Raw genomic sequence first — 19,650 nt, 5'->3', positions numbered from 1 at the left:
TTTGAATTCGTGGCGGTTTTATTGTGCTCTTTCAGTAAATCCGCCGCTTTTTACGACACCCAATTACAACTTATTGAACTCCTAGCAAGATATCACATCTACTTCAGCACTTACCGCACACACTAGCCATTTCCAAAGTCAAGTTCATCGCTATTTGATGGTATTTACAGCCGAATCAGAGTAGCTTCATTTTGCCTAACACAAGGATATGAAAAAATAATGATAGCGCTGTCATTTTAACTTTTATATGATGTTTAGGAATAATAAGTGATTAAATGATGTTCATTTCTAAATTGAACATGAAGACTGGGAGCAAAAGATGAGAATAAAAACGACTTTGCTTGGGGCGATAATTGCTGGATGCTCATTCTATACACAAGCATCATTCACGCAGCAGCAATTGACGCAATTTGCAAGTGACACGCATTTTGAATTTGCGGTAGAAAATAACTTCAGCAATGGTGCCGGAGGCTTTAGCGGCTCCATTACACTGACTAACAATTCAAAAGTTGATCTACCAAAAGGACAAAGTGATTGGCAAATCTATTTGCACTCAGTTCGTCACATCTCAACCGAAACTGCTGAAGGTCTGCGCTTTGAGCATATTAATGGCGACCTTCATCGTATAACCCCTACCGATTCGTTTGCCGGCTTAAAAGCGGGTGAAAAGCTCAAGTTGGCTTTTGATGGTTCGGCTTGGGTTGCTGCATACAGCGATTTTATGCCGCGTGCCTTTATTGTGTCTGGTAAAAATAAGCCAGTCATTTTTGCAAATACTGATACAGAAGACATGACGCAGTTCGTTGCACCATTCGAGCGTGAGAACCAACTGAAAAGATACAATACACCCACCGATTACACGCAGATAGCGAACGCAGCGCTGCGTTTCGAACGTAATCAAAGCAATGTTTCTGTCTCAAAAGAAGATGCGCTAAGACGTATCATTCCAAAGCCTGAGTATATCGACTTTAATCGTGGCGAAATTACACTAAACAAAAACTGGCAGATCCGCTTTGCAGGACGTTTGAAGTCAGAAGTCGCCGTGTTTCAAGAAGACTTATCAGAATATGGATTGGATTTAAAAGCTGAAGCTAATCATGTGCCTGAAGGGAATATCCCGACGATCCGCCTCAAGGTTGCGAAAAGTCTAGGGCGAGATTATGACTATAGTCAACCTGGGTCATACACGTTAGATATTGATGATGATGTGATTGAAATCACCGGTATTGATAACGCGGGTGTGTTTTACGGTATTCAAAGCTTGCTTGCACTATTTCCTGCCGATAGCAAAAATGAAATTACCTTGTCTCACTTAGAAATTAAAGACTCGCCGCGCTTTAGTTGGCGTGGCATGCATTACGACAATGCTCGTAACTATCATGGTAAAGATGCGCTATTTAAATTAATTGAACAGATGGCGCGTTATAAGTTAAATAAGTTCCATTGGCACTTTTCAGATGATGAAGGTTGGCGCTTGGAGATCCCTGGGCTTCCTGAACTAACGGAAGTCGGCGCATTCCGTTGTTTTGATTTAGAAGAACGTGAGTGCTTACTGACTCAGCTGGGCACAGGTCCTTTCAAAACAGGAAGTGGGAATGGTTACCTTTCTCGAGAGGACTTTGTCGAGTTACTTAAATTTGCCACCGCACGTCATATCGAGATCATTCCAGAAATTGAAAGCCCTGGGCATGCTCGTGCTGCTATTAAGTCCATGGAAGCGCGTTATCACAAATTGATGGAAGCAGGTAGAGAGCAAGAGGCCAAAGCTTATCTTCTGAACGATATTGATGACACTTCAAAGTATCTAACCGTGCAACTCTATACTGATAACTCTATTAATGTTTGCTTGGACTCAAGCTATGCCTTTATGGAGAAGGTGGTATATGAGCTGCAGGAAATGTATCGTGACGCTGGTACTATGCTAACGACAGTCCATTTTGGTGGAGATGAAGTTGGAAAGGGCTCGTGGACTGAATCACCGGCATGTAATGATTTATTTGCGGTAGCCGACAACGGAGTGGCTGGACCCAATGATTTAAAACCATACTTTACTCAAAAAGTTGCAAAGCTGCTTGCTAAGCGTGGGATCACCCCAGCCGCTTGGGAAGATGGTTTAATGTACAACACTACGACGACCTTTAAACGTGATGAGTTTCCAAACCCACAGTTCTTAGTGAATACATGGGATAACATTTGGGAATGGGGAGTAGCAGACAGAGCCCATCGTTTTGCAAACAACAATTACCAAGTTATTTTGTCTCACGGTACACATTTGTACTTTGATCACCCTTACGAAGCCCACCCTGAAGAGCGCGGCTATTATTGGGCAACTCGTTACACAGATACGAAAAAAGCATTTTCGTATATGCCAGATAATATTTATGCAAATGCGGACTTCACGCGAAACCGTGAGCCTATCGTGAATCTAGAAGCCTTAGTTGGTCGAGAGTTACCTGCGCTTAAAAGACCGCAAAATATCCTTGGTATGCAAGGGCAAATATGGAGTGAGACCATTCGCTCGGAAGACCAAGTATTACGCCTAATTTTCCCTCGTTTGCTTTCGCTTGCGGAGCGCGCTTGGCATAAAGCGGATTGGGAGGGACGCCGTATTAACCAAAAAGAGCTAAACAAGGACTTCTCAACCTTCGCAGCAGCCCTGTCTTTAAAAGAGATTGCAAAGTTGCAAAACGATGGCATTAAGCCAAACCTTCCGGTTCCTGGTGCCAAAGTGGTGCTGGGTAAACTTGAAGCGAATAGTGCTTTCCCTTATCTTGCAATTGAAGTGAGCTTAGACAATGGTGAATCTTGGCAGCCTTATACTGATCAGATGAGTATCTCAGATGAAAGTAAGGTATTGTTGAGAACGAGAGCCGGAGATAAAAATACGAGCCGTGTCACAGGGTTGAAATAAACCCCCGTATTCAGTTTATCGCAAAAAAGGGCAATGGCCCTTTTTTGGTGATAATTTTGCTCAAATTCTAACTGGTAATGAAATAGATTTTAACGTAAAGTTAAATGTCAGCGCTGTCATTTTTGTAAAGAAAGCAGTGAGCAAAGCAAAAAATAACAAGGCAAAAAGCCATACAAACAATAAACGATGAGTAATGTTTATGGAAGCTACCGTGTCGAATACAACAAAACGAAGTAACGCGATCCCAATGGCAATTGTCGCCGCCATGTTTTTTATTCTTGGCTTTGTGACTTGGCTGAATGGGTCGCTAATGCCATATTTGGAGCAAGTCTTAAAACTAACTCCACTCCAATCTTCTTTTATCCTTTTCTCTTTTTATATTGCGGTGACATTTACCGCTGTTCCTTCTGCCTTAGTCATCCGTAAGGTAGGTTATAAGAATGGCATGGCCATCGCGATTGCGATGATGATGTGTGCAGCATTGTTATATATCCCTGCTGCGAAAACACAAATGTTTGCGCTGTTTTTGTTTGCCCAATTTACCATGGGTATTGGTCAAACATTGTTACAAACGGCAGTAAATCCTTATGTAGTCCGCATTGGCCCTGAAGAGTCTGCAGCTGTACGCGTAAGTATTATGGGTATCTTGAATAAAGGCGCTGGTATTGTTGCACCGCTGGTATTTACCGCATTGGTACTAAGTAACTTTACAGATATGGCTGGTAAAGAGCTGACTCAAGCTGATATTGATGCAATGGCAAACGGTCTTATCGGCCCATATTTAGGTTTGGCTGCATTTATCGGTATTTTTGCCCTAGGTATTAAGTTTGCACCACTACCTGAAATAGAAAAAGATGACGAAGAAGAGCATGGTTCAGTGAGAGAAGCGCTATCTCATCCGAATTTAAAGCTTGGTGTGATCGCGTTGTTTTTGTACGTTGCGGTTGAAGTGATCGCTGGTGATACGATTGGCTCATTTGCATTAGCACTTGGTGTTGAAAAATATAGTGTGATGACGTCTTATACCATGGCGTGTATGGTTACGGGTTATATCTTGGGTATTATATTGATCCCAAGAGTAATATCGCAGGAGAGGGCATTAACGGCATCTGCTGTGCTTGGTGTGCTGCTCACGCTCGCAATTTCATTTGGTAGCCCAGACTCGTTTATCATTTCAAACCTATTTGGATTATCAGCGTTGCCTGATATTCTATTGATGGTCGCTATTTTAGGTCTAGCCAATGCAATCATGTGGCCAGCTATTTGGCCGCTCGCATTATCTGGACTTGGCAAGTTAACCAGTGTAGGCTCTGGCTTATTAGTTATGGGTATTGCTGGTGGTGCATTCGGTCCTGTGTTCTTAGGCTTGGCTAAAGGAACTTCTGGAACCGTAGAGTCACAACAAATAGCACATTTGGTCATGTTGCCTTGCTATCTATTTATTATCTTCTACGCTGTGAAGGGTCATAAGATCAAAAAGAAAGCGTAAAGATAAATGTAAAGAATTTCTATGTATGTAGAAATAATCCCGTGTGTGATGCCACCTGAATAAGGTGGCATTTTTTATGCCCAAATGACTCCCTTACCTGCAAAACCGGCTTAATGCTGAGATCTTCTTCGCGATATAAAATCGCTGCTACGCAGATGTTTGGTGCTTGGTGTTTGTCGTGAAGGAGCTACTTTATGTAGCGATGTTTTCATTCTTAAGTCGCGATGTAAAATCACTGCTACGCAGATATCTGGTGCTTGTTATTTGGTGTTTGTCGTGTAGGAGCTACTTTATGTAGCGAGGTTTTCATTCTTAAGTCGCGATGTAAAATCGCTGCTACTCTGATATCTGGTGTTTGTCGTGTAGGAGCTACTTTATGTAGCGATGTTTTCATTCTTAGTCGCGATATAAAATCGCTGCTACTCTGATATCTGGTGTTTGTCGTGTAGGAGCTACTTTAGGTAGCGAGGGTTTCATTCTTAAGTCGCGATATAAAATCCCTGCTACGCCGATGTCTGGTGCTTGTTGTTTGGTGTTGGTCGTGTCGGAGCTACTTTATGTAGCGAGGGTTTTATTCTTAGTCGCGATATAAAATCGCTGCTACTTGGTGTTTATTATGTAGGAGTGCTATGTGCGTAAAAATATAAAATGGGAATGAATTTATAGAAAGAGTGGGGCGACTGATGGGACTTGAACCCACGACAACCGGAATCACAATCCAGGGCTCTACCAACTGAGCTACAGCCGCCATAAAAGACTTGAACACCTTGTCTGGTGTGGCGCGCATAATACATAAGTTTTTTGCAAATGCAAAGGGAAATATCGAAAAAACTTAATAAAAGTTTTTTTTTGGAGATTATTTCCGCATACAGCAAATATTCATATATCCTATGTATGATTCAGCCGATCTAATGATAAATAACTGCTTAATATAAAAAGGGGGATGAGTATGGAAGCTGTTTGGAAATGGGTTAATGAGAACTCAGATTTAATCTTACACTATGTGCTTCAAGGCGTTATAGCACTAATAATTTTCTTCGTTGGCTTAAAGCTAGCTAAGCTCAGTGCTGATCTCACTGAAAAAGCATTTGGTAAACGCAAAGTAGATAAAGCGGTAGGCTCATTTGTTGCCAATATTGCTTATGCGATTGTGTTTGCTGCGACATTACTAATGGCATTATCTCAGGTAGGTATCGAAACCACCTCATTTATTGCGATTTTAGGTGCTGCTGGTTTAGCTGTTGGTCTTGCGCTGCAAGGTTCACTTTCTAATTTTGCCTCTGGCGTACTTATTATTATGCTACGTCCGTTCAAGTCAGGTGACTATATTGAAGCGGGCGGTAGGGCTGGTAGCGTACAAAAGATAGAAATCTTCTCTACTGAGCTTCGTACACCTGATAACAAAGTAATTGTGATGCCTAACTCTTCAATTATGTCAGGTGCGATTGTCAACTACTCCCGTGAAAAAACACGTCGTATCGACCTTGTTATTGGTGTTGGCTATGATGCTGACCTAAGAGAAGCAAAGGCAGTATTGAAGTCGGTATTAGATAACGAGTCACGTATTTTGAAAGAGCCTGCTTATACCGTTGCGGTACTAGAGCTTGCAGACTCAAGTGTTAACTTTGTTGTTCGCCCTTGGGTTAAAACAGAAGAGTACTGGCCAACGTATTTCACACTTGTGGAAAATATTAAAATTGCGCTAGACGAAGCGAATATCACCATTCCATTCCCGCAAATGGATGTTCACCTACATAAAGATCAGTAAAAGGTTAGTTAGAAATGAAATTAAAGGTTTTAACCTGTTGTATTCTTGTTGCTGCGAGCGCTAATGCAGCGGCAGAAGGCAAAGCTAAGAAGCCACAGAAAGTTTGGGATGTGACCAGTGAAGTAGGTGCGATTATCACCAGTGGTAATACTGAAACTACGACGCTTAAAGGCGGGATCAAAGCTAAGCACAACCTAACTAACTGGAACAATGAGTACAAGTTAGATGGCTTCTACAAAGAAGACACTCGTGAAAACGATGCTGGCGTAGATGTTACGTCTCGTACTAACGAAAAATACTCTGCTTCAGTTCAAGGCAACTACAAGTTAAATGAAGATAATAGCCATTTATTCGTATTTGGCTCTTATGTATCGGATTACTTTGGTGCCTACCGCAGTGAAGCGGTTATCTCTGTGGGTTATGGTCAACGTTTATTCGAAAACGACGACATGTATCTTAATGCAGAAATTGGTCCCGGTGTGAAACGATTTGAGCACCAAGACGATAGCACTGAACTTGACGATGATGGCGAACTACTTGCTGGTACTTCTGAAAGTGAGTTCATTGGTGTTGGTAAACTAGATTATCAATGGCAGATCTCAGAAAACGCACGCTTTACACAGCTAGTCGCGATTGAATACGGTGACACAAACACCAAAACAACCTCTGAAACGGCGCTATTAACCAAAATCAATGGTTCGCTTCAAATGAAAGTGGCATATAACATCATCCACAACTCAGACGTAGCAGACGATAAAGAAAATACTGACACAGAAACTTCACTTACTTTGGTTTACAGTTTCTAACAAGTATCTTGTCAAAGGGCACCTCAGTGCCCTTTTAATTCTTCCAAACTTCGGTAGAATGCCTGAAGTTTAACAAAAATCCACAATGGAAGAGATTTACGTGAAGTTCCTCAGACTATTACTCCTCTCAATGCTCATATTGACGTCACATCAATCACTGGCAATCACTCCAAGTAAACAGCAAATAGAGCAGTTCAAAAAGCTCCCCAAAGCACAACAAGAAGCCTTAGCAAAACGTTACGGTTTCGATGTAAGTGCGTTAGATAGTAACAACAAAGGTGATAAAAAGAACGAAGAGAAGGAATCTTCGATTTTACCTCGTGACAAAAAAGGGTTGCTGGAAGAGGAAGAAGAGGAGGATAAGTTCAAACCAAAGTTAGAAGAACTTAAACCTTTTGGTTATGAGCTATTCGCAGGAGAACCGACAACTTTTATGCCTTCAGAGTTGGCTGCAATCCCTGATACCTATTTGCTTGGGATTGGAGATACGGTAAAAATCAACCTGTATGGTAAAACCAATGAAGAGCATGAAGTACAAATCGATCGTGAAGGACGTCTCGCCATTCCTAACCTAAGTCCAATTCACGTAATTGGTTTATCGTTCAAGGAATTAAAAGCACTGATCTCGAAAAAAATCTCTGAGGAAATGATCGGTGTTCAAGCTTTCGTCTCGATGGGTGAACTGAACCCGATGCGTATTATGGTGGTGGGTGAAGCTTATAGACCGGGTAGTTATACAGTGTCTCCTCTTGCCACCGTCACACATGCTCTGTTTGTTTCTGGCGGCGTTAGTGATAATGGTTCACTTAGAAAAATCCAAGTCAAAAGAGCAGGTAAGCTAGTTACTACTTTCGATCTCTATGACTTATTGCTATTTGGTGATAGCTCTGATGATGTAGTGTTAAAGCCAGGCGATGTTGTATTTATTCCGCCAGCAGCCAAGAAAATAAAAGTAAAAGGTGAAGTTAACCGTCAAGCAATCTTTGAGCTTAAAGAGTCGGACTCGCTTGATAGTGTGATGGCTATGTCCGGAGGCTTCAAAGCAAATGCAAACAAATCGAAAGTGGTTGTCTCACGCTACAACGGTGATGGAAGGCGTATTACCCTAAACTACAACTTTACTGAAAACACTAGCTACAAACCCCAAAACGGTGATGAGATTTCGGTCAATGCTGCTTCAACTCGTTTCCAAAATACGGTAACTGTAGTTGGTGCGGTAACCAGTCCTGGTCATTATGAATGGCATCAGGGCAAGACACTCAAAGATATCTTTAGTGCACCACGCGAAGATTTGCTATCCATTGCAGATTTTGGCTACTCATTGATTATTCGTGAAGTGAATTTTGAAGGTGACATAGAGATCCACCAGTTTTCTTTACAAGATATTTTTAACGGTAAAGCGGGGATATAGAGCTCGCATCTAACGATACAATCGTTGTATTTAGCCGCTACCAGCTTAAAGAAGAAGAAGAACAGTTATTAGAAGATCTAGCGTATAACAAAGAGCAACTAAAACTACGTGAAAACGTGAAGCTATGGGAGCAATTTGAGCGTGATGAGTTCTTAAAATATATTGGCTTGAAAGAAGATGAACTATTTGAGCTTGAGGAAGAAGTTAAATTAATCACAAGTATTGATGCACTTTTTCAAGAGCCTGAAGACGTAGAAGAAGAAGACTATGCGGTATTTAGTCGTCAAAAGCTACTTGCGCCAATTGTCGCTAAGCTACAGAGGCAGGCTACACCTAGCGAACCTGCAAAGTTATTTGCAGTAAACGGTCAAGTTAAGTTTCCTGGTGTTTATCCATTATCTGAAAATGCAGATTTCCAAAAAGCGGTGCAAGCTGGCGGTGGCTTTCTTGAAGCTGCGTATCTGGAACAGGTTGAGTTAACTCGTGTTGTTTATAATGGTGGTAAACAGGTTGAACATATCCAGTTTAATGGTTTGAACGAGTTGACAAATCCAACTCAAATACTGACAAGCAAAGATACTGTTAACATTTTCCCAAGACCTAATTGGCAAGAAAGACTGCAAGTTAAGGTTGTTGGTGAGGTTAAATTTCCAGGGACGTACACTATTAAGCGTGGTGAGACACTTGATAGCCTGCTTGAAAGAGTTGGCGGTTTTAATCAATTTGCACATAAAGAAGCAGCAATTTTTACGCGTGAATCTATCAAGCGTAAAGAAACTTCGCAAATTCAACGCCTAACACAAGAGCTAAGACGCGATATCATTACTAATACTTTCCAAAAAAGTGCGACTGCTAATACTTCAATGCCATACGAAGATATGGATCAAATATTAAAGGATTTATCGAAGGTTGAGGCCTTGGGACGTCTGGTTATTGATCTCGATAAACGTTCAACTCAATCTTTGCAGTTAGAAGATGGCGATGCGTTATATATCCCAGCGATACAAGACTCGGTTAGTGTCATTGGTGAGGTTAATCTGGCTGCAACGCACTTATTCGATTCATCCAAGTCTGTTGATGACTACATTAAAGCTAGCGGTGGATTAAAGCAAAAAGCGGATGACGAGCGTATTTACATCATAAAAGCCAATGGTTCTGTTGAATTACCAAGTTCAGGATCATGGTTTGCTGTCAGCAGCCATGGCGGCCAACTAGCGCCGGGCGACACGATCGTTGTACCTCTAGACGCTCAACATATTGATAGCTTGACACTGTGGAGTACAGCGACACAGATTATTTATCAGCTTGGCTTAGCTGCGGCTTCAATTGCAACGCTTAACAACTAATGGATAACAATAAACAGATGACTGAAGCTGATATTATTAAAAAAAATGAAGTTGATTTGACTGAAATTTTGTCAGTGCTTTGGAGGGGAAAGTGGCTAATTATATTAATCACTGCTGTATTTGCTGTATCCAGTGTGTTTTTTGCACTTTCTCTACCGAATACTTATAAAGCGACAGTATTACTTTCACCTGTTGAAGATACTCAAGGCGGCATGCTATCAAATTTGAAATCGGAGTTTGGCGGCTTAGCTGCAATGGCAGGGGTGAACTTAGGTGGAGGAAAGGGCGATAAATCAGCTCTTGCGCTTCAAGTAATGCAAAGTCGCTCATTTTTAAATAACTTCGTTGAGAAATATGAGCTAAAGCCAAAACTTATGGCCACCAAGGGATGGGATCTGGGCAGTAATCAGCTAGTATATAACGCTGAGGTTTATGATAAGGAGACTGGTATTTGGCTCAGAGATGTTGCTGCACCTTTTAAGCCAGAGCCAGGGATCCAAGAAGTATATGAACATATCAGAGCACAAAATTTAGCTGTGATAGAAGAAAAAGAAAAGGGACTAATTACTATTGCAATGACTCATTATTCCCCTTACTTAGCTAAGGAAATGGTGGAAAACATCGTTGTTGAAATCAACGATTACATGAAAGCTGAAGCAGTTGCAGAGTCCAATGTAAAGATTGAGTATTTGAAAAAAGCGTTAGCTGAAACATCGGTTGCGGATATGCAAAAGATATTTTACCAGCTGATAGAGCAACAAGAGCAGACAAAGATGTTAGCGCAAACACAGTCACAATATGTGTTTAAGACAATTGACCCTGCCATTCTGCCGATCCAAAAAGCTGGACCAAAGCGTGCATTGATTTGCCTTGGTATTACATTCCTAGGCAGTGTACTTGCGTTTGTTCTGTTATTATTTAGACATTTTGTGCTCAGAAAGTAGTTGTGGGTAAGGTAGAGAGTTGTTATTTAGTGTTATTGGCAATTTAGTTTAAATTTAATTTCTATTACAATGGCGCGTTAATTATATAATGATGGAAGCATGTGGATCTTTATGGTCATTTTTTTTGCATTTTTAGCATCGTACTGTTCAATTTTTATGATTAAGCCAGTCGCTGAGCGTTTTGGCTTAGTTGACGTACCCTGTAGCCGAAAAAAGCATGTAGGTGCTATTCCGCTGATTGGTGGCGTATCAATTTTTGTAGCAGTGTTGGCTTCAATCATTGTATTTTTGCCACTTGAGAAAAAGCTGATAGTTTACTTAATTTGCGCTGCTGCTATCGTCCTTCTTGGGGTTATTGACGATTATCGCCAGTTGGGAGTCAAGATCCGTTTAGGTGTTCAGGCTCTAGTTGCACTTATTATGATGTGGGGCTCCGACGCTTATATTCATAATTTGGGTAACTTGTTTGGATTTGGGTCTATCGACTTAGGGTTGTTTGGCATTCCTTTTACAGTCATTGCTGTTATCGCTGCGATAAATGCCTTTAACATGATTGATGGTATAGACGGCCTAGCTGGTGCCATGAGTATTACAACGTTTGCAGCCATTTTAATATTAATGGGGGTTAATGGTGGGCAGTTGTCAGTTTTACCCTTAATCATTATTGCAACCATAGTTCCTTACCTTGCTTTCAACTTAGGCGTCCTAGGCCACCGCAATAAGAAAATATTTATGGGTGATGCGGGCTCTATGTTCATTGGGCTGAGCGTCATTTGGTTATTAATGATAGCTACACAATCAGAAGTAGATAACGCTTTCAGCCCTGTTACTGCGCTTTGGATAATTGCTATTCCACTGATGGATATGATGGCAATTATCATTAGGCGTGTTAAAAAAGGCCATTCTCCATTCAAAGCAGACAGAGATCATTTACATCATGTCTTTATGCGTATAGGTTTTAGCTCCAGAAAGGCCTTAATTACGATATCAATGTTGGCTGTATTTCTTGCGTCGATAGGGATTGTTGGAGAGTTGATAGGTATTCCCCATTGGTTTATGTTAGTCTTATTTATCGGTATTTTTGTTGCTTATTCTGCTTGTATTCAACATGCATGGAAGGTAGCACGGTTTTTAAGAAAGCACGTCTTTATCAAAAACAGAATTAAAGAGTAGTTCAATGACAAACAATATGAAGACAAAGAATAAACATAACGGCTTCACCATGATGGAGTTGTTAATTGTGATCGTAATTTTAGGCCTGTTAATGTCTTTAGTCGCTCCTGACTTTTTCAAAAGGCTGAGTTCATCAGAGCGTAAAATAGCAGCTGCTCAAATGTCATCATTTGAAACTGCAATTGATACTTATCGACTAGATGTTGGTAGCTATCCAAAATCATTGCAGGAATTGAGAAGCAGTGATGTGGCAAGGTGGGATGGACCATATCTACCAAAAGATGTCCCTATGGACCCTTGGGGCAACGCATATGTTTATAAAGTTCCTGGAGATAATGGCGCGCCTTACTTATTGAAGTCACTGGGTGCTGATGGCCAAGAAGGTGGTGAAGAAACTAACGCAGATATCGTTCATCAGTAACTTTATGGAACTTAATCAACTACTAACTGAACGCTTTGAAGTCAATTCTAGTGATATTGAAAAAGCGTTAAACTACCAACAAAAATATGGCGGTAGGCTTGAACAAATATTGGTAAATATGGGTAGTTTACCAGAAGACCAATTGCTCGATCTTTATGCGCTGTATCTAAACCTTCCAATGATTACTTCGGAGCAGCTTAGTGATTTCGATAGTGAAGAAATAAAAATTTCTTCAGATGTAGAGGTTTGTCTCGAGCATAATTGGGTACCGCTAAGCACTGATGAAAGCAATTGGAGTTTTGCGGTACTAGAGCCTTTAGATCCTTTCATGAACCAATGGCTATTCAAGCATAAGATTAACCCTAATATCATCTTAGCTTCTGCATCAGATATTAACTTACTTAAATCAAAACTTGATACATCCGAAGAAGTTGAATCAGATATCTTCAGCGCAGAAGAAGAAAAGCTCAAAGAGTTGGCAACGGAAGCGCCGACAGTTAACTTACTAAACTCGTTAATAAGTCGAGCGCTTCGACAAGGAGCTTCTGATATGCACCTTGAACCATATGAGGGGCGCTATCGAGCAAGGTTTCGTGTTGATGGGGTATTACACGAAGCAGAGGTTATTCCCGCTAGCAAACAGTTACCCATCGTTACGAGACTGAAAATTTTATCAGGTATGGATATCGCTGAGCGTCGGCGTCCGCAAGATGGCAAGATTGAAATGAAGATTGCTAATCAAGACATCGATATTCGGGTTTCGGCTTTACCACTTAATGATGGTGAGTCCATCGTAATGCGTTTTCTTAGGAAAGAAAGTGTCAGATATGAAATGTCTGTATTAGGGTTATCTCAAGATATAGAACAAAGTATCCGAGAAGATATAAAGAAGACCGCGGGGGTTGTTTTGTTAACAGGACCAACAGGGTCGGGTAAAACAACAACACTTTATACTTTCCTGAACGCACTAAATAATGATGACGTTAAGATTATAACACTCGAAGATCCTGTTGAATATCAGCTTGAAGGTATCAATCAGGTTCAGGTAAATAGTGAAATAGGTTTTGATTTTGCCGCTGGCCTTCGCTCAATTGTTCGTCAAGATCCTGATGTTATTATGCTTGGTGAGATCCGAGATAAAGAGACCGCACAAATTGCATTACAGTCCGCATTGACTGGACACTTGGTGTTCTCAACGGTACACACGAATGATGCGGCGAGCGCATATACTCGTCTTCTAGACTTAGGGGTTGAAGAGTTTTTGCTAAATGCGGCATTAATCTCTGTGGTTGCCCAACGTTTGGCACGCAAGGTTTGTGAACACTGCGCGACAAGTGATCCGGACAGTATTGAGTTAATCAAACAATATGATCTAGACAATATTGCTGCCAAATTTTCCTTAGATAAAATTAATCTACAGCGTGGTAGTGGTTGTGAGAAATGTGCACATACAGGCTACAAAGGGCGCTTGGCTATTACTGAGTACTTAGCATGTGACGATACTATCAAGAGTACTCCAAAAGATGCTGATTTTATTCAAAAAGCAAAAGTGCATAACGCGAGCAGAAATCGACGCACTTTACTAGAGGATGGTCTTTATAAAGCGATCTTAGGTCAAACTACCATTGATGAAGTGGTGAGGGTTGCTGGCTAATGGCTTCGTTTAGCTACAAGGCTTTCGACTCTATGGGAGGAAAGTGTGATGGTCTCATTGAAGCGGATAGCCTCTCCTCAGCGCAGTTAAAGCTAGAAAAAGAAGGTTTGCTCCCTTATGAGTTGAAAGAGCAGCAATCATCTCGTCAGGGAAACCGCTTTTTTGAAGAACGCGTCAGTTTAGCCGATTTAGAGTTTGTCACGTCTGAGCTGAGCTTACTACTGGCAACGGGCATCAGGATCGACCGAGGCCTAGATATTATCCGAAAAACGAAAGCTAAACCTGTATTGGCTAAGTTGTTGTCTGATCTTAGCCAAAGCCTCAAAAAAGGCAGTAGTCTCTCCCAAGCCTGCAGAGCACATCCTAAAGTTTTCGATAGTCTATATTGCAATTTGATTGAGCTCGGCGAAGCATCTGGTGATCTTGCTGGCACTTTCGCAGGGCTATCGCAGGATTTAAAATTTAAGCGTGACCTTAGAAAAAAAATTGTTAGCGCTATTACTTATCCTGTTGTCATCTTTTTTGTCTGTGTACTGAGTATTTTGTTTATCTTTAATGTGATCATTCCCAAGATGGCAGATATGTTTGCGAATATTGAGCAATTACCTTGGTACACACAAGCAATGCTCGGGACTAGTGCATGGTTTAACCAAAATCAGTCATTACTATTACTAGGACTCGTTACTGCTTTTGCGGGAGTTTATTTTACCAGTAAGAACGAACGTATAATTGCTTGGTGGCATCGAATTGTATTACAACTTCCCATTTGTGGTACTGCGGTTAAAACGGTTGAAAGGATCCGCTTTAATACCGGTTTAAGCTTAATGCTAAAGGCTGGGGTACCAATAGATAAAGCGTTAGCGCTCGCAACTGGCAATATCCGGAATCAGCAGCTTTACGCTGAATTGGAAGTCGCTCGAAAAAAGGTCAAACGCGGAGATCAATTAACGCCTTCATTGCAGCAGTCTTCTCTCTATCCGTCTTTTTATATTTCCCTACTAGAAGTTGGTGAGGAATCTGGAAAGTTAGAAACTGTATTTGATGAAATTGCGAGTCGCTCAAGGCAAGATTTTGAAACTTGGACCGATAGAATCACTTCACTTCTAGAGCCTTTGATGATCCTTTTTATGGGGGTTTTTGTTGGTGGTGTCGTGGTTGTGATGATGCTTAGTATGATCTCACTCAATGATGTTGGCTTTTAAGCATGAATACTATGCGCGGCTTCACAATGATTGAGTTGTTAATTGTGCTTACCATTATGGGCTTGATCATGTCTTTGGTAGCGCCTTTATCTCTAAAAGCAATTAACCGCTCAGATGCAAAGATGGAGTTAGTTGAGGTAAAAAACTGGTTGCGAAATAGAGCCAATAAAGCATTTCTAGAGCAAAGAGATTATTTGGTGGTACTGGAAAAGGATAACGGTATTGTTTTTCAAGGCGAAACAGCAGTCGAAAGCAAGCAACTAAAGTACATACAGTTCCCTAAGCAAGAAATTACGCTTAATCGCTTCGGTATGATCTCAACCGACAGCATTACTACTCATTACCTTGGACAGCCTTTTCAAATTGAGTTGCAGGGTAATGATGCACCATAAAAAAGGCTTTACGCTTGTTGAGCTTCTCGTTTCAGTTGTTATTTTATTGGCGGTGATCACTACAGTCTCCATGCTTTACCGAGGTGCATTTATTAGTTCAGAGAAAGCATCAAAGTATGTTCAATTTTCAACTGCAATTACGGGAGTATTGGACACTGTACGATTTGACATAAGGCATGCTCCTTTTAATCAAACTAGATTGGAAGGTACAGGCACTAATGGAGGGGTATCATTCCGCTGGGATGCCTCAGCAATTAAGGAAAAAGGTGACTCGATTTCAGGTACCTCAGATATTGCGATCCAACTACAAACAACGAGCAATCAATATAAGTTATGGCAAGTCTCGCTTGAGGTTGAAGCTCAAGGCATAGTCCGTCAATACCAATTTAAAGAGGTGAGTTGGCGTGGCCGTTAAGCAAAAAGGGTTCACATTAGTTGAGCTGCTGATATCAATTACTTTATTAAGTTTAGTAATGGCGACAGGTACCTTTGCGTATTTCCAGTTTGCAAGTCGATGGGATAAAGAGCTTGGTGATTTTCAGCAGCAAGCCCGAACAGCGAAAGTAGTAGCACAGCTTGAGCAGGTACTTAAAGGGGTCATTCCCTATGTTGTTAGAGATAAAACGGGGGAGCCCACCTTCTTTTTTGTAGGTTCTGAATCAAGGTTATTGGCGGTGACGAGTAATGGCCTGATTAATGGTGGACCTGAAATATTTCGCTTGGTGATCCAACAGAACAAAAATGATTTTCAGTTGGTGTATCAGGCCATTGCCTTGGAACAAACGATACTAACGTCTACAGAGCAATCGCTGGACTTCAGTAATAGTAAAGTGTTGCTTAGCAACCTTCAGCGAGCTGATCTAAGTTATTTTGGATGGCGGGATTTGACGCTCAAGTCAAGTAGAACGCCAGGAACAGCACCAAACTGGTTTGAAAACTATCACTCGCAAGAGCGAGGATTGACGCCTGAGTATATTAAATTGAATATTGATGACTTTACGCTTTTTTCCCAGTTAGATAGGGATCCCAGTCGTTGGAAAGGCCACTTTATTGAAAGCGGGATGTTTTAATGCAACAAGGAATAGCTTTACTGCAAGTTTTACTTATCACCGCTGTGCTTAGTTTACTTGGCTTGTTCATGACTAAAACAGCACGGCAGCAAGTTGAAATAGCAGCTGCATTCGACAACAGAGCACAAGCTCTGGTTGATAATTATGATGCTGAAGCAACGGTTCTTTTTGCGTTATTAACAGAGTCAAAGTCACCAACTTCGCCTTTTTCAAATGATCTGCCAGCACTAACTGGCGTCTGGAATTTTTATGGTGAAGATTTTCGTTATGGAGACCACGCGAGCATCCGCCTTCAAGATTTAAGGGGGCTGCTTAATCTTAGTTATCCATCGGAACAAAGGTGGTTGCGAGTATTGACGCACAAGGGACTAAGCGACTATGATGCTCGGCTACTATTGAGCCAAATACAAGATTGGCAAGATGTCGATAAGTTATCTAAGCACTCTTTACCAGAATCAGATTATAAAAACGGTATCATTCAAACGTGGTCTGAGCTATCACATTTGAATATCTCAAGTTCTTTGCGTAAGTACTTGGAGCAAAATGCCACAATGTATAAGAAAAGTGTGTTTAATCCGATGACAGCTCCTGATAGTTTGTTACATAGTTTGTATGACGTACCAGTAGTAGAACAAATTATAAAGATGCGTAATGAGAAAACGTTAACCCCAGCATTATTTTCAGCGTATACAGGGGTTGAGGAAAGCCGAAACATCACTTTGTTTCCGTCCAGTAATTATAAGATAAAAATCGAGACTCAGCTGGGCGATGCACGCGTAAGTCGTACGCTTTATTACCTATTAGATCCAAACAAGTCAAAGCCAGTAAATTTAGTGGCTTCGGAAGGTTAATAACACAATGAGTGAACATGCATTGCTAGGTTGGCAAAAAAGGCTGATTTGTAATCTGGTTAGTTACTACAAAGATAGTCAGCACTTTCATCTTAACTATGATAAGGGTGGGTGGCATTTAATCAAGTCGTCATCACCAAAGCTTATCCAAATCGTTGCTAGAAACCATTATATTGAGCAAGTCGACAAACTACCTGTTACTGATCGTAAAGCATTAAATAGCTTGTTGAAACTGCGTAAGCAGAAGCACAATGTTGAATGTTATTCCACGCAGATCCGCGCTCAAGATGAAAGTACGTCAATTTTAAACAGTTGGTTATTCGATATAAAAGCTGAAGGCTCATTAGTTGTGATACCTGAATCGGTGTTAATTGCCATCGGTGAATCTAATTCGAGCATCACCTTGGTTAATAACGAGTATTACCTTGCACAAAGAAATCAGGTGATATATTCCGTTGCTCGCTTTGGGTTAGTGAATTCCCCTGAGCGTTTTGCAAACACGGTTGGCATAAGCTTTGATACCGTTTCTGAAATAGATTCAGAGAGAAGTCTAGTAAAGCGCATGGTCGAGTCTATCTTTCCTTTTCTTAAGCGCTTTGTATCTAGCTTTATCCAGCCACAAGGTTTATTGGCTTATCAAGCTTATTTCAAAAAATCTGCAGTGTTAAGCGCCATTGCATGCGTATCATACTTAGCGCTAAGTAGTGCTTACTTGGTGGCCAAAAAAGAATATCTCCAAGCTGAGCTCAGTGGAAATCAAAGTAATATTAATCAAGCATTATCTACATTTTCAGAGTATGAAAAGAATCAGGGTAGAGTCGAAAATTGGCAAGCAGTAATGCAGGATGTACCTAAGGTTTCACCAAACTTGCTTTTATTGGATAGCGTTCGGGATAAAGCAAGGATCGAAAGCTTACAATACAAAGGCGACCGATTTGTAATTCGAGGAGAAAGCTCTAATGCTATTGCCGTCCTCGAGTCAGTCAGTGAGTTTGACTGGGTTCTAGATCCTAAATTTGACTTCCCCGTCAGAAGCTATCAAGGAAAAGAAGAGTTTGTAATTAGCTATACAATTCCGGCAAGTACCTATAAAGCTGAATATCAGCCAATAAATGAACGTACGGGTGGCGACCATGGTTGAGCAACTAAAACAATATAAAATGCTCCTAGCATTGGTAATTCTGTTAGCCACAATAAAATTTGCATTAGTTCCGCTTTTCACATGGCAGGAGGAACAAGTTGAGAATATCGCTCAAATTGAGAAGCGCCTATTTAAAGCGGAACAGGTCATGACACAGCTTCAACAAATCGAGCTCGCAAAAGAGCAGGTTGCTGATGTAGCACGTGTTTTCACTGCAATGTTATTTGATTGGCAAGAACCCTCGAAGTTTAGAATTGATACACAAAAGCAAGTCAATCAATGGCTCACAGAGCATAACTTGTCGACCATTAATATAGGTTGGCAGCCAGCACTAAAATATCAATCAGCGGCTCTGCACAAGGAGCAAATTAGACTAAATATTTCGGGAAAGTTGACCGATCTCGCTGCCTTTTTGGTTATGCTCGAATCTCAATCACCAGTCGTAGTTGTTGAATATTTTGATTTAAATATACAAGGGCTGAGCGCTGAAGAAACAGGGAGTGGAGAAGTTAGCTTGTTGCTCTCCTTTTACTTACAAGAAGGGGCTAAGGGTGAATAAACTATACATTTATATCAGTATTTTTATGCTTACACTCTTTGCTATTGACGCCGTCACTCGCTTACAAACAGAAGTTAATGCTGACAGTAAGCCGTTTAGGCTGAATAACGCTGAACAAACGTTTTTACCTAAGCTATCAGAACAAAGTAAGCATGATATTGAGCGTACGCTTGACACATGGGTTGTTAAAAAAGTAGAACGGCCAGAGTCGCAAGATAATGGCATGAGTCCAGATGAGCAGGCAAAACAAACAGGGGAGCTGACTTCTGTTTTTGCTCGCGATAAAGAGTTGAGATTGAAGGCGGTGGTACACTCACCTGAATCTACATACGCCCTGATAGATATTACGTCAGTCAAAAATGGTGCCAATGAACTAAAAAGGTTTAATCAGGGCGAAGTGATAGAAGATTTTATTTTGACTATTAACTCTAATGTAAAAGTAGAACTCAACAAGGGTGACCAGCATATCACGCTTATTATGTACCAAAGTACGAAGCAATAACGACGGAAGC

The 19,650-nt window shown here is 41.0% G+C and carries 16 protein-coding genes, 1 tRNA gene and 1 pseudogene; 17 read left to right on the top strand and 1 reads right to left on the bottom strand.

Annotation, left to right across the window (positions count from 1 at the left end; genetic code table 11):
- Window positions 1-319 precede the first annotated feature (319 nt).
- Both B1L02_RS14790 and nagP read left to right on the top strand, forming a co-directional pair.
- The gene (locus B1L02_RS14790) at window positions 320-2,911 is read left to right on the top strand and encodes a family 20 glycosylhydrolase (protein WP_088531642.1); all 2,592 of its coding nucleotides are present in this window, start codon (window positions 320-322) and stop codon (window positions 2,909-2,911) included.
- Between the two features lie 199 nt (window positions 2,912-3,110).
- Window positions 3,111-4,400 (top strand): N-acetylglucosamine MFS transporter NagP, encoded by a 1,290-nt coding sequence (nagP, locus tag B1L02_RS14780; protein ID WP_410477294.1) that lies wholly within the window; start codon window positions 3,111-3,113, stop codon window positions 4,398-4,400.
- Between the two features lie 672 nt (window positions 4,401-5,072).
- On the opposite strand, the gene B1L02_RS14775 is transcribed toward nagP, so the two are convergent.
- A tRNA-His gene (locus tag B1L02_RS14775) sits at window positions 5,073-5,148 on the bottom strand.
- Between the two features lie 201 nt (window positions 5,149-5,349).
- Between B1L02_RS14775 and B1L02_RS14770 the strand changes: the two genes are divergently transcribed.
- The 15 genes and pseudogenes from B1L02_RS14770 to B1L02_RS14700 all read left to right on the top strand — a co-directional run bounded on the left by B1L02_RS14770 (window position 5,350) and on the right by B1L02_RS14700 (window position 19,640).
- Window positions 5,350-6,168: a mechanosensitive ion channel family protein gene (locus tag B1L02_RS14770; protein WP_088531640.1), complete on the top strand. Its 819-nt coding sequence runs from the start codon at window positions 5,350-5,352 to the stop codon at window positions 6,166-6,168.
- 14 nt (window positions 6,169-6,182) lie between these two features.
- Window positions 6,183-6,974 carry a DUF481 domain-containing protein gene (locus tag B1L02_RS14765; RefSeq protein ID WP_088531639.1) on the top strand — a complete coding sequence of 264 codons (792 nt, stop codon included), beginning with the start codon at window positions 6,183-6,185 and terminating at the stop codon, window positions 6,972-6,974.
- A gap of 100 nt (window positions 6,975-7,074) precedes the next feature.
- Window positions 7,075-9,731, top strand: a pseudogene (locus B1L02_RS14760) (SLBB domain-containing protein).
- The gene (locus B1L02_RS14755; RefSeq protein WP_088531638.1) at window positions 9,731-10,675 is read left to right on the top strand and encodes a Wzz/FepE/Etk N-terminal domain-containing protein; all 945 of its coding nucleotides are present in this window, start codon (window positions 9,731-9,733) and stop codon (window positions 10,673-10,675) included. Before B1L02_RS14760 ends, B1L02_RS14755 begins: the two are co-directional and overlap by 1 nt.
- A 99-nt stretch (window positions 10,676-10,774) precedes the next feature.
- The gene (wecA, locus tag B1L02_RS14750) at window positions 10,775-11,848 is read left to right on the top strand and encodes a UDP-N-acetylglucosamine--undecaprenyl-phosphate N-acetylglucosaminephosphotransferase (RefSeq protein ID WP_088531637.1); all 1,074 of its coding nucleotides are present in this window, start codon (window positions 10,775-10,777) and stop codon (window positions 11,846-11,848) included.
- Between the two features lie 16 nt (window positions 11,849-11,864).
- Window positions 11,865-12,269: a type II secretion system major pseudopilin GspG gene (gene gspG, locus B1L02_RS14745; RefSeq protein WP_232003095.1), complete on the top strand. Its 405-nt coding sequence runs from the start codon at window positions 11,865-11,867 to the stop codon at window positions 12,267-12,269.
- Between the two features lie 4 nt (window positions 12,270-12,273).
- The gene (locus tag B1L02_RS14740; protein ID WP_088531635.1) at window positions 12,274-13,923 is read left to right on the top strand and encodes a GspE/PulE family protein; all 1,650 of its coding nucleotides are present in this window, start codon (window positions 12,274-12,276) and stop codon (window positions 13,921-13,923) included.
- The gene (locus tag B1L02_RS14735) at window positions 13,923-15,125 is read left to right on the top strand and encodes a type II secretion system F family protein (protein ID WP_088531634.1); all 1,203 of its coding nucleotides are present in this window, start codon (window positions 13,923-13,925) and stop codon (window positions 15,123-15,125) included. Before B1L02_RS14740 ends, B1L02_RS14735 begins: the two co-directional genes overlap by 1 nt.
- Window positions 15,126-15,127: 2 nt before the next feature.
- Complete coding sequence (locus B1L02_RS14730; RefSeq protein ID WP_045987919.1) at window positions 15,128-15,517, top strand: type II secretion system protein; 390 nt, start codon at window positions 15,128-15,130, stop codon at window positions 15,515-15,517.
- Window positions 15,504-15,932: a PilW family protein gene (locus tag B1L02_RS14725; protein WP_045987918.1), complete on the top strand. Its 429-nt coding sequence runs from the start codon at window positions 15,504-15,506 to the stop codon at window positions 15,930-15,932. The genes B1L02_RS14730 and B1L02_RS14725 overlap by 14 nt, the downstream gene beginning before the upstream one ends.
- Complete coding sequence (locus B1L02_RS14720; RefSeq protein ID WP_088531633.1) at window positions 15,922-16,587, top strand: PulJ/GspJ family protein; 666 nt, start codon at window positions 15,922-15,924, stop codon at window positions 16,585-16,587. Before B1L02_RS14725 ends, B1L02_RS14720 begins: the two co-directional genes overlap by 11 nt.
- A complete protein-coding gene (locus B1L02_RS14715; RefSeq protein ID WP_088531632.1) occupies window positions 16,587-17,438 on the top strand; it encodes a type II secretion system protein GspK in 852 nt (283 codons plus the stop codon). Before B1L02_RS14720 ends, B1L02_RS14715 begins: the two co-directional genes overlap by 1 nt.
- Window positions 17,439-17,445: 7 nt before the next feature.
- Window positions 17,446-18,579, top strand: coding sequence for a hypothetical protein (locus B1L02_RS14710; protein WP_088531631.1), 1,134 nt, complete (start codon window positions 17,446-17,448; stop codon window positions 18,577-18,579).
- Window positions 18,572-19,138, top strand: a complete 567-nt coding sequence (locus B1L02_RS14705) for a GspMb/PilO family protein (protein ID WP_157757249.1) — start codon at window positions 18,572-18,574, stop codon at window positions 19,136-19,138. The genes B1L02_RS14710 and B1L02_RS14705 overlap by 8 nt, the downstream gene beginning before the upstream one ends.
- Window positions 19,131-19,640 carry a hypothetical protein gene (locus tag B1L02_RS14700; protein ID WP_088531629.1) on the top strand — a complete coding sequence of 170 codons (510 nt, stop codon included), beginning with the start codon at window positions 19,131-19,133 and terminating at the stop codon, window positions 19,638-19,640. Before B1L02_RS14705 ends, B1L02_RS14700 begins: the two co-directional genes overlap by 8 nt.
- Window positions 19,641-19,650 lie beyond the last annotated feature (10 nt).

This window comes from Pseudoalteromonas piscicida (genome assembly GCF_002208135.1).
In the GTDB taxonomy this organism is placed as follows: Bacteria; Pseudomonadota; Gammaproteobacteria; order Enterobacterales; family Alteromonadaceae; genus Pseudoalteromonas; species Pseudoalteromonas piscicida_A.
The sequence above is the reverse complement of the archived record's forward strand: the minus strand, read 5'-3'. Positions and strand labels throughout refer to the sequence as shown.

Excerpts from the sequence above, each read along its gene's own strand:
- B1L02_RS14790 (WP_088531642.1), top strand. The coding sequence starts at position 320 with ATGAGAATAAAAACGACTTTGCTTGGGGCGATAATTGCTGGATGCTCA.
- B1L02_RS14715 (WP_088531632.1), top strand. The coding sequence starts at position 16,587 with ATGCAACAAGGAATAGCTTTACTGCAAGTTTTACTTATCACCGCTGTG.
- B1L02_RS14740 (WP_088531635.1), top strand. The coding sequence starts at position 12,274 with ATGGAACTTAATCAACTACTAACTGAACGCTTTGAAGTCAATTCTAGT.
- B1L02_RS14705 (WP_157757249.1), top strand. The coding sequence starts at position 18,572 with ATGGTTGAGCAACTAAAACAATATAAAATGCTCCTAGCATTGGTAATT.
- wecA (WP_088531637.1), top strand. The coding sequence starts at position 10,775 with ATGTGGATCTTTATGGTCATTTTTTTTGCATTTTTAGCATCGTACTGT.
- B1L02_RS14765 (WP_088531639.1), top strand. The coding sequence starts at position 6,183 with ATGAAATTAAAGGTTTTAACCTGTTGTATTCTTGTTGCTGCGAGCGCT.
- B1L02_RS14770 (WP_088531640.1), top strand. The coding sequence starts at position 5,350 with ATGGAAGCTGTTTGGAAATGGGTTAATGAGAACTCAGATTTAATCTTA.
- B1L02_RS14730 (WP_045987919.1), top strand. The coding sequence starts at position 15,128 with ATGAATACTATGCGCGGCTTCACAATGATTGAGTTGTTAATTGTGCTT.
- B1L02_RS14755 (WP_088531638.1), top strand. The coding sequence starts at position 9,731 with ATGGATAACAATAAACAGATGACTGAAGCTGATATTATTAAAAAAAAT.
- nagP (WP_410477294.1), top strand. The coding sequence starts at position 3,111 with ATGGAAGCTACCGTGTCGAATACAACAAAACGAAGTAACGCGATCCCA.
- B1L02_RS14725 (WP_045987918.1), top strand. The coding sequence starts at position 15,504 with ATGATGCACCATAAAAAAGGCTTTACGCTTGTTGAGCTTCTCGTTTCA.
- gspG (WP_232003095.1), top strand. The coding sequence starts at position 11,865 with ATGAAGACAAAGAATAAACATAACGGCTTCACCATGATGGAGTTGTTA.
- B1L02_RS14710 (WP_088531631.1), top strand. The coding sequence starts at position 17,446 with ATGAGTGAACATGCATTGCTAGGTTGGCAAAAAAGGCTGATTTGTAAT.
- B1L02_RS14735 (WP_088531634.1), top strand. The coding sequence starts at position 13,923 with ATGGCTTCGTTTAGCTACAAGGCTTTCGACTCTATGGGAGGAAAGTGT.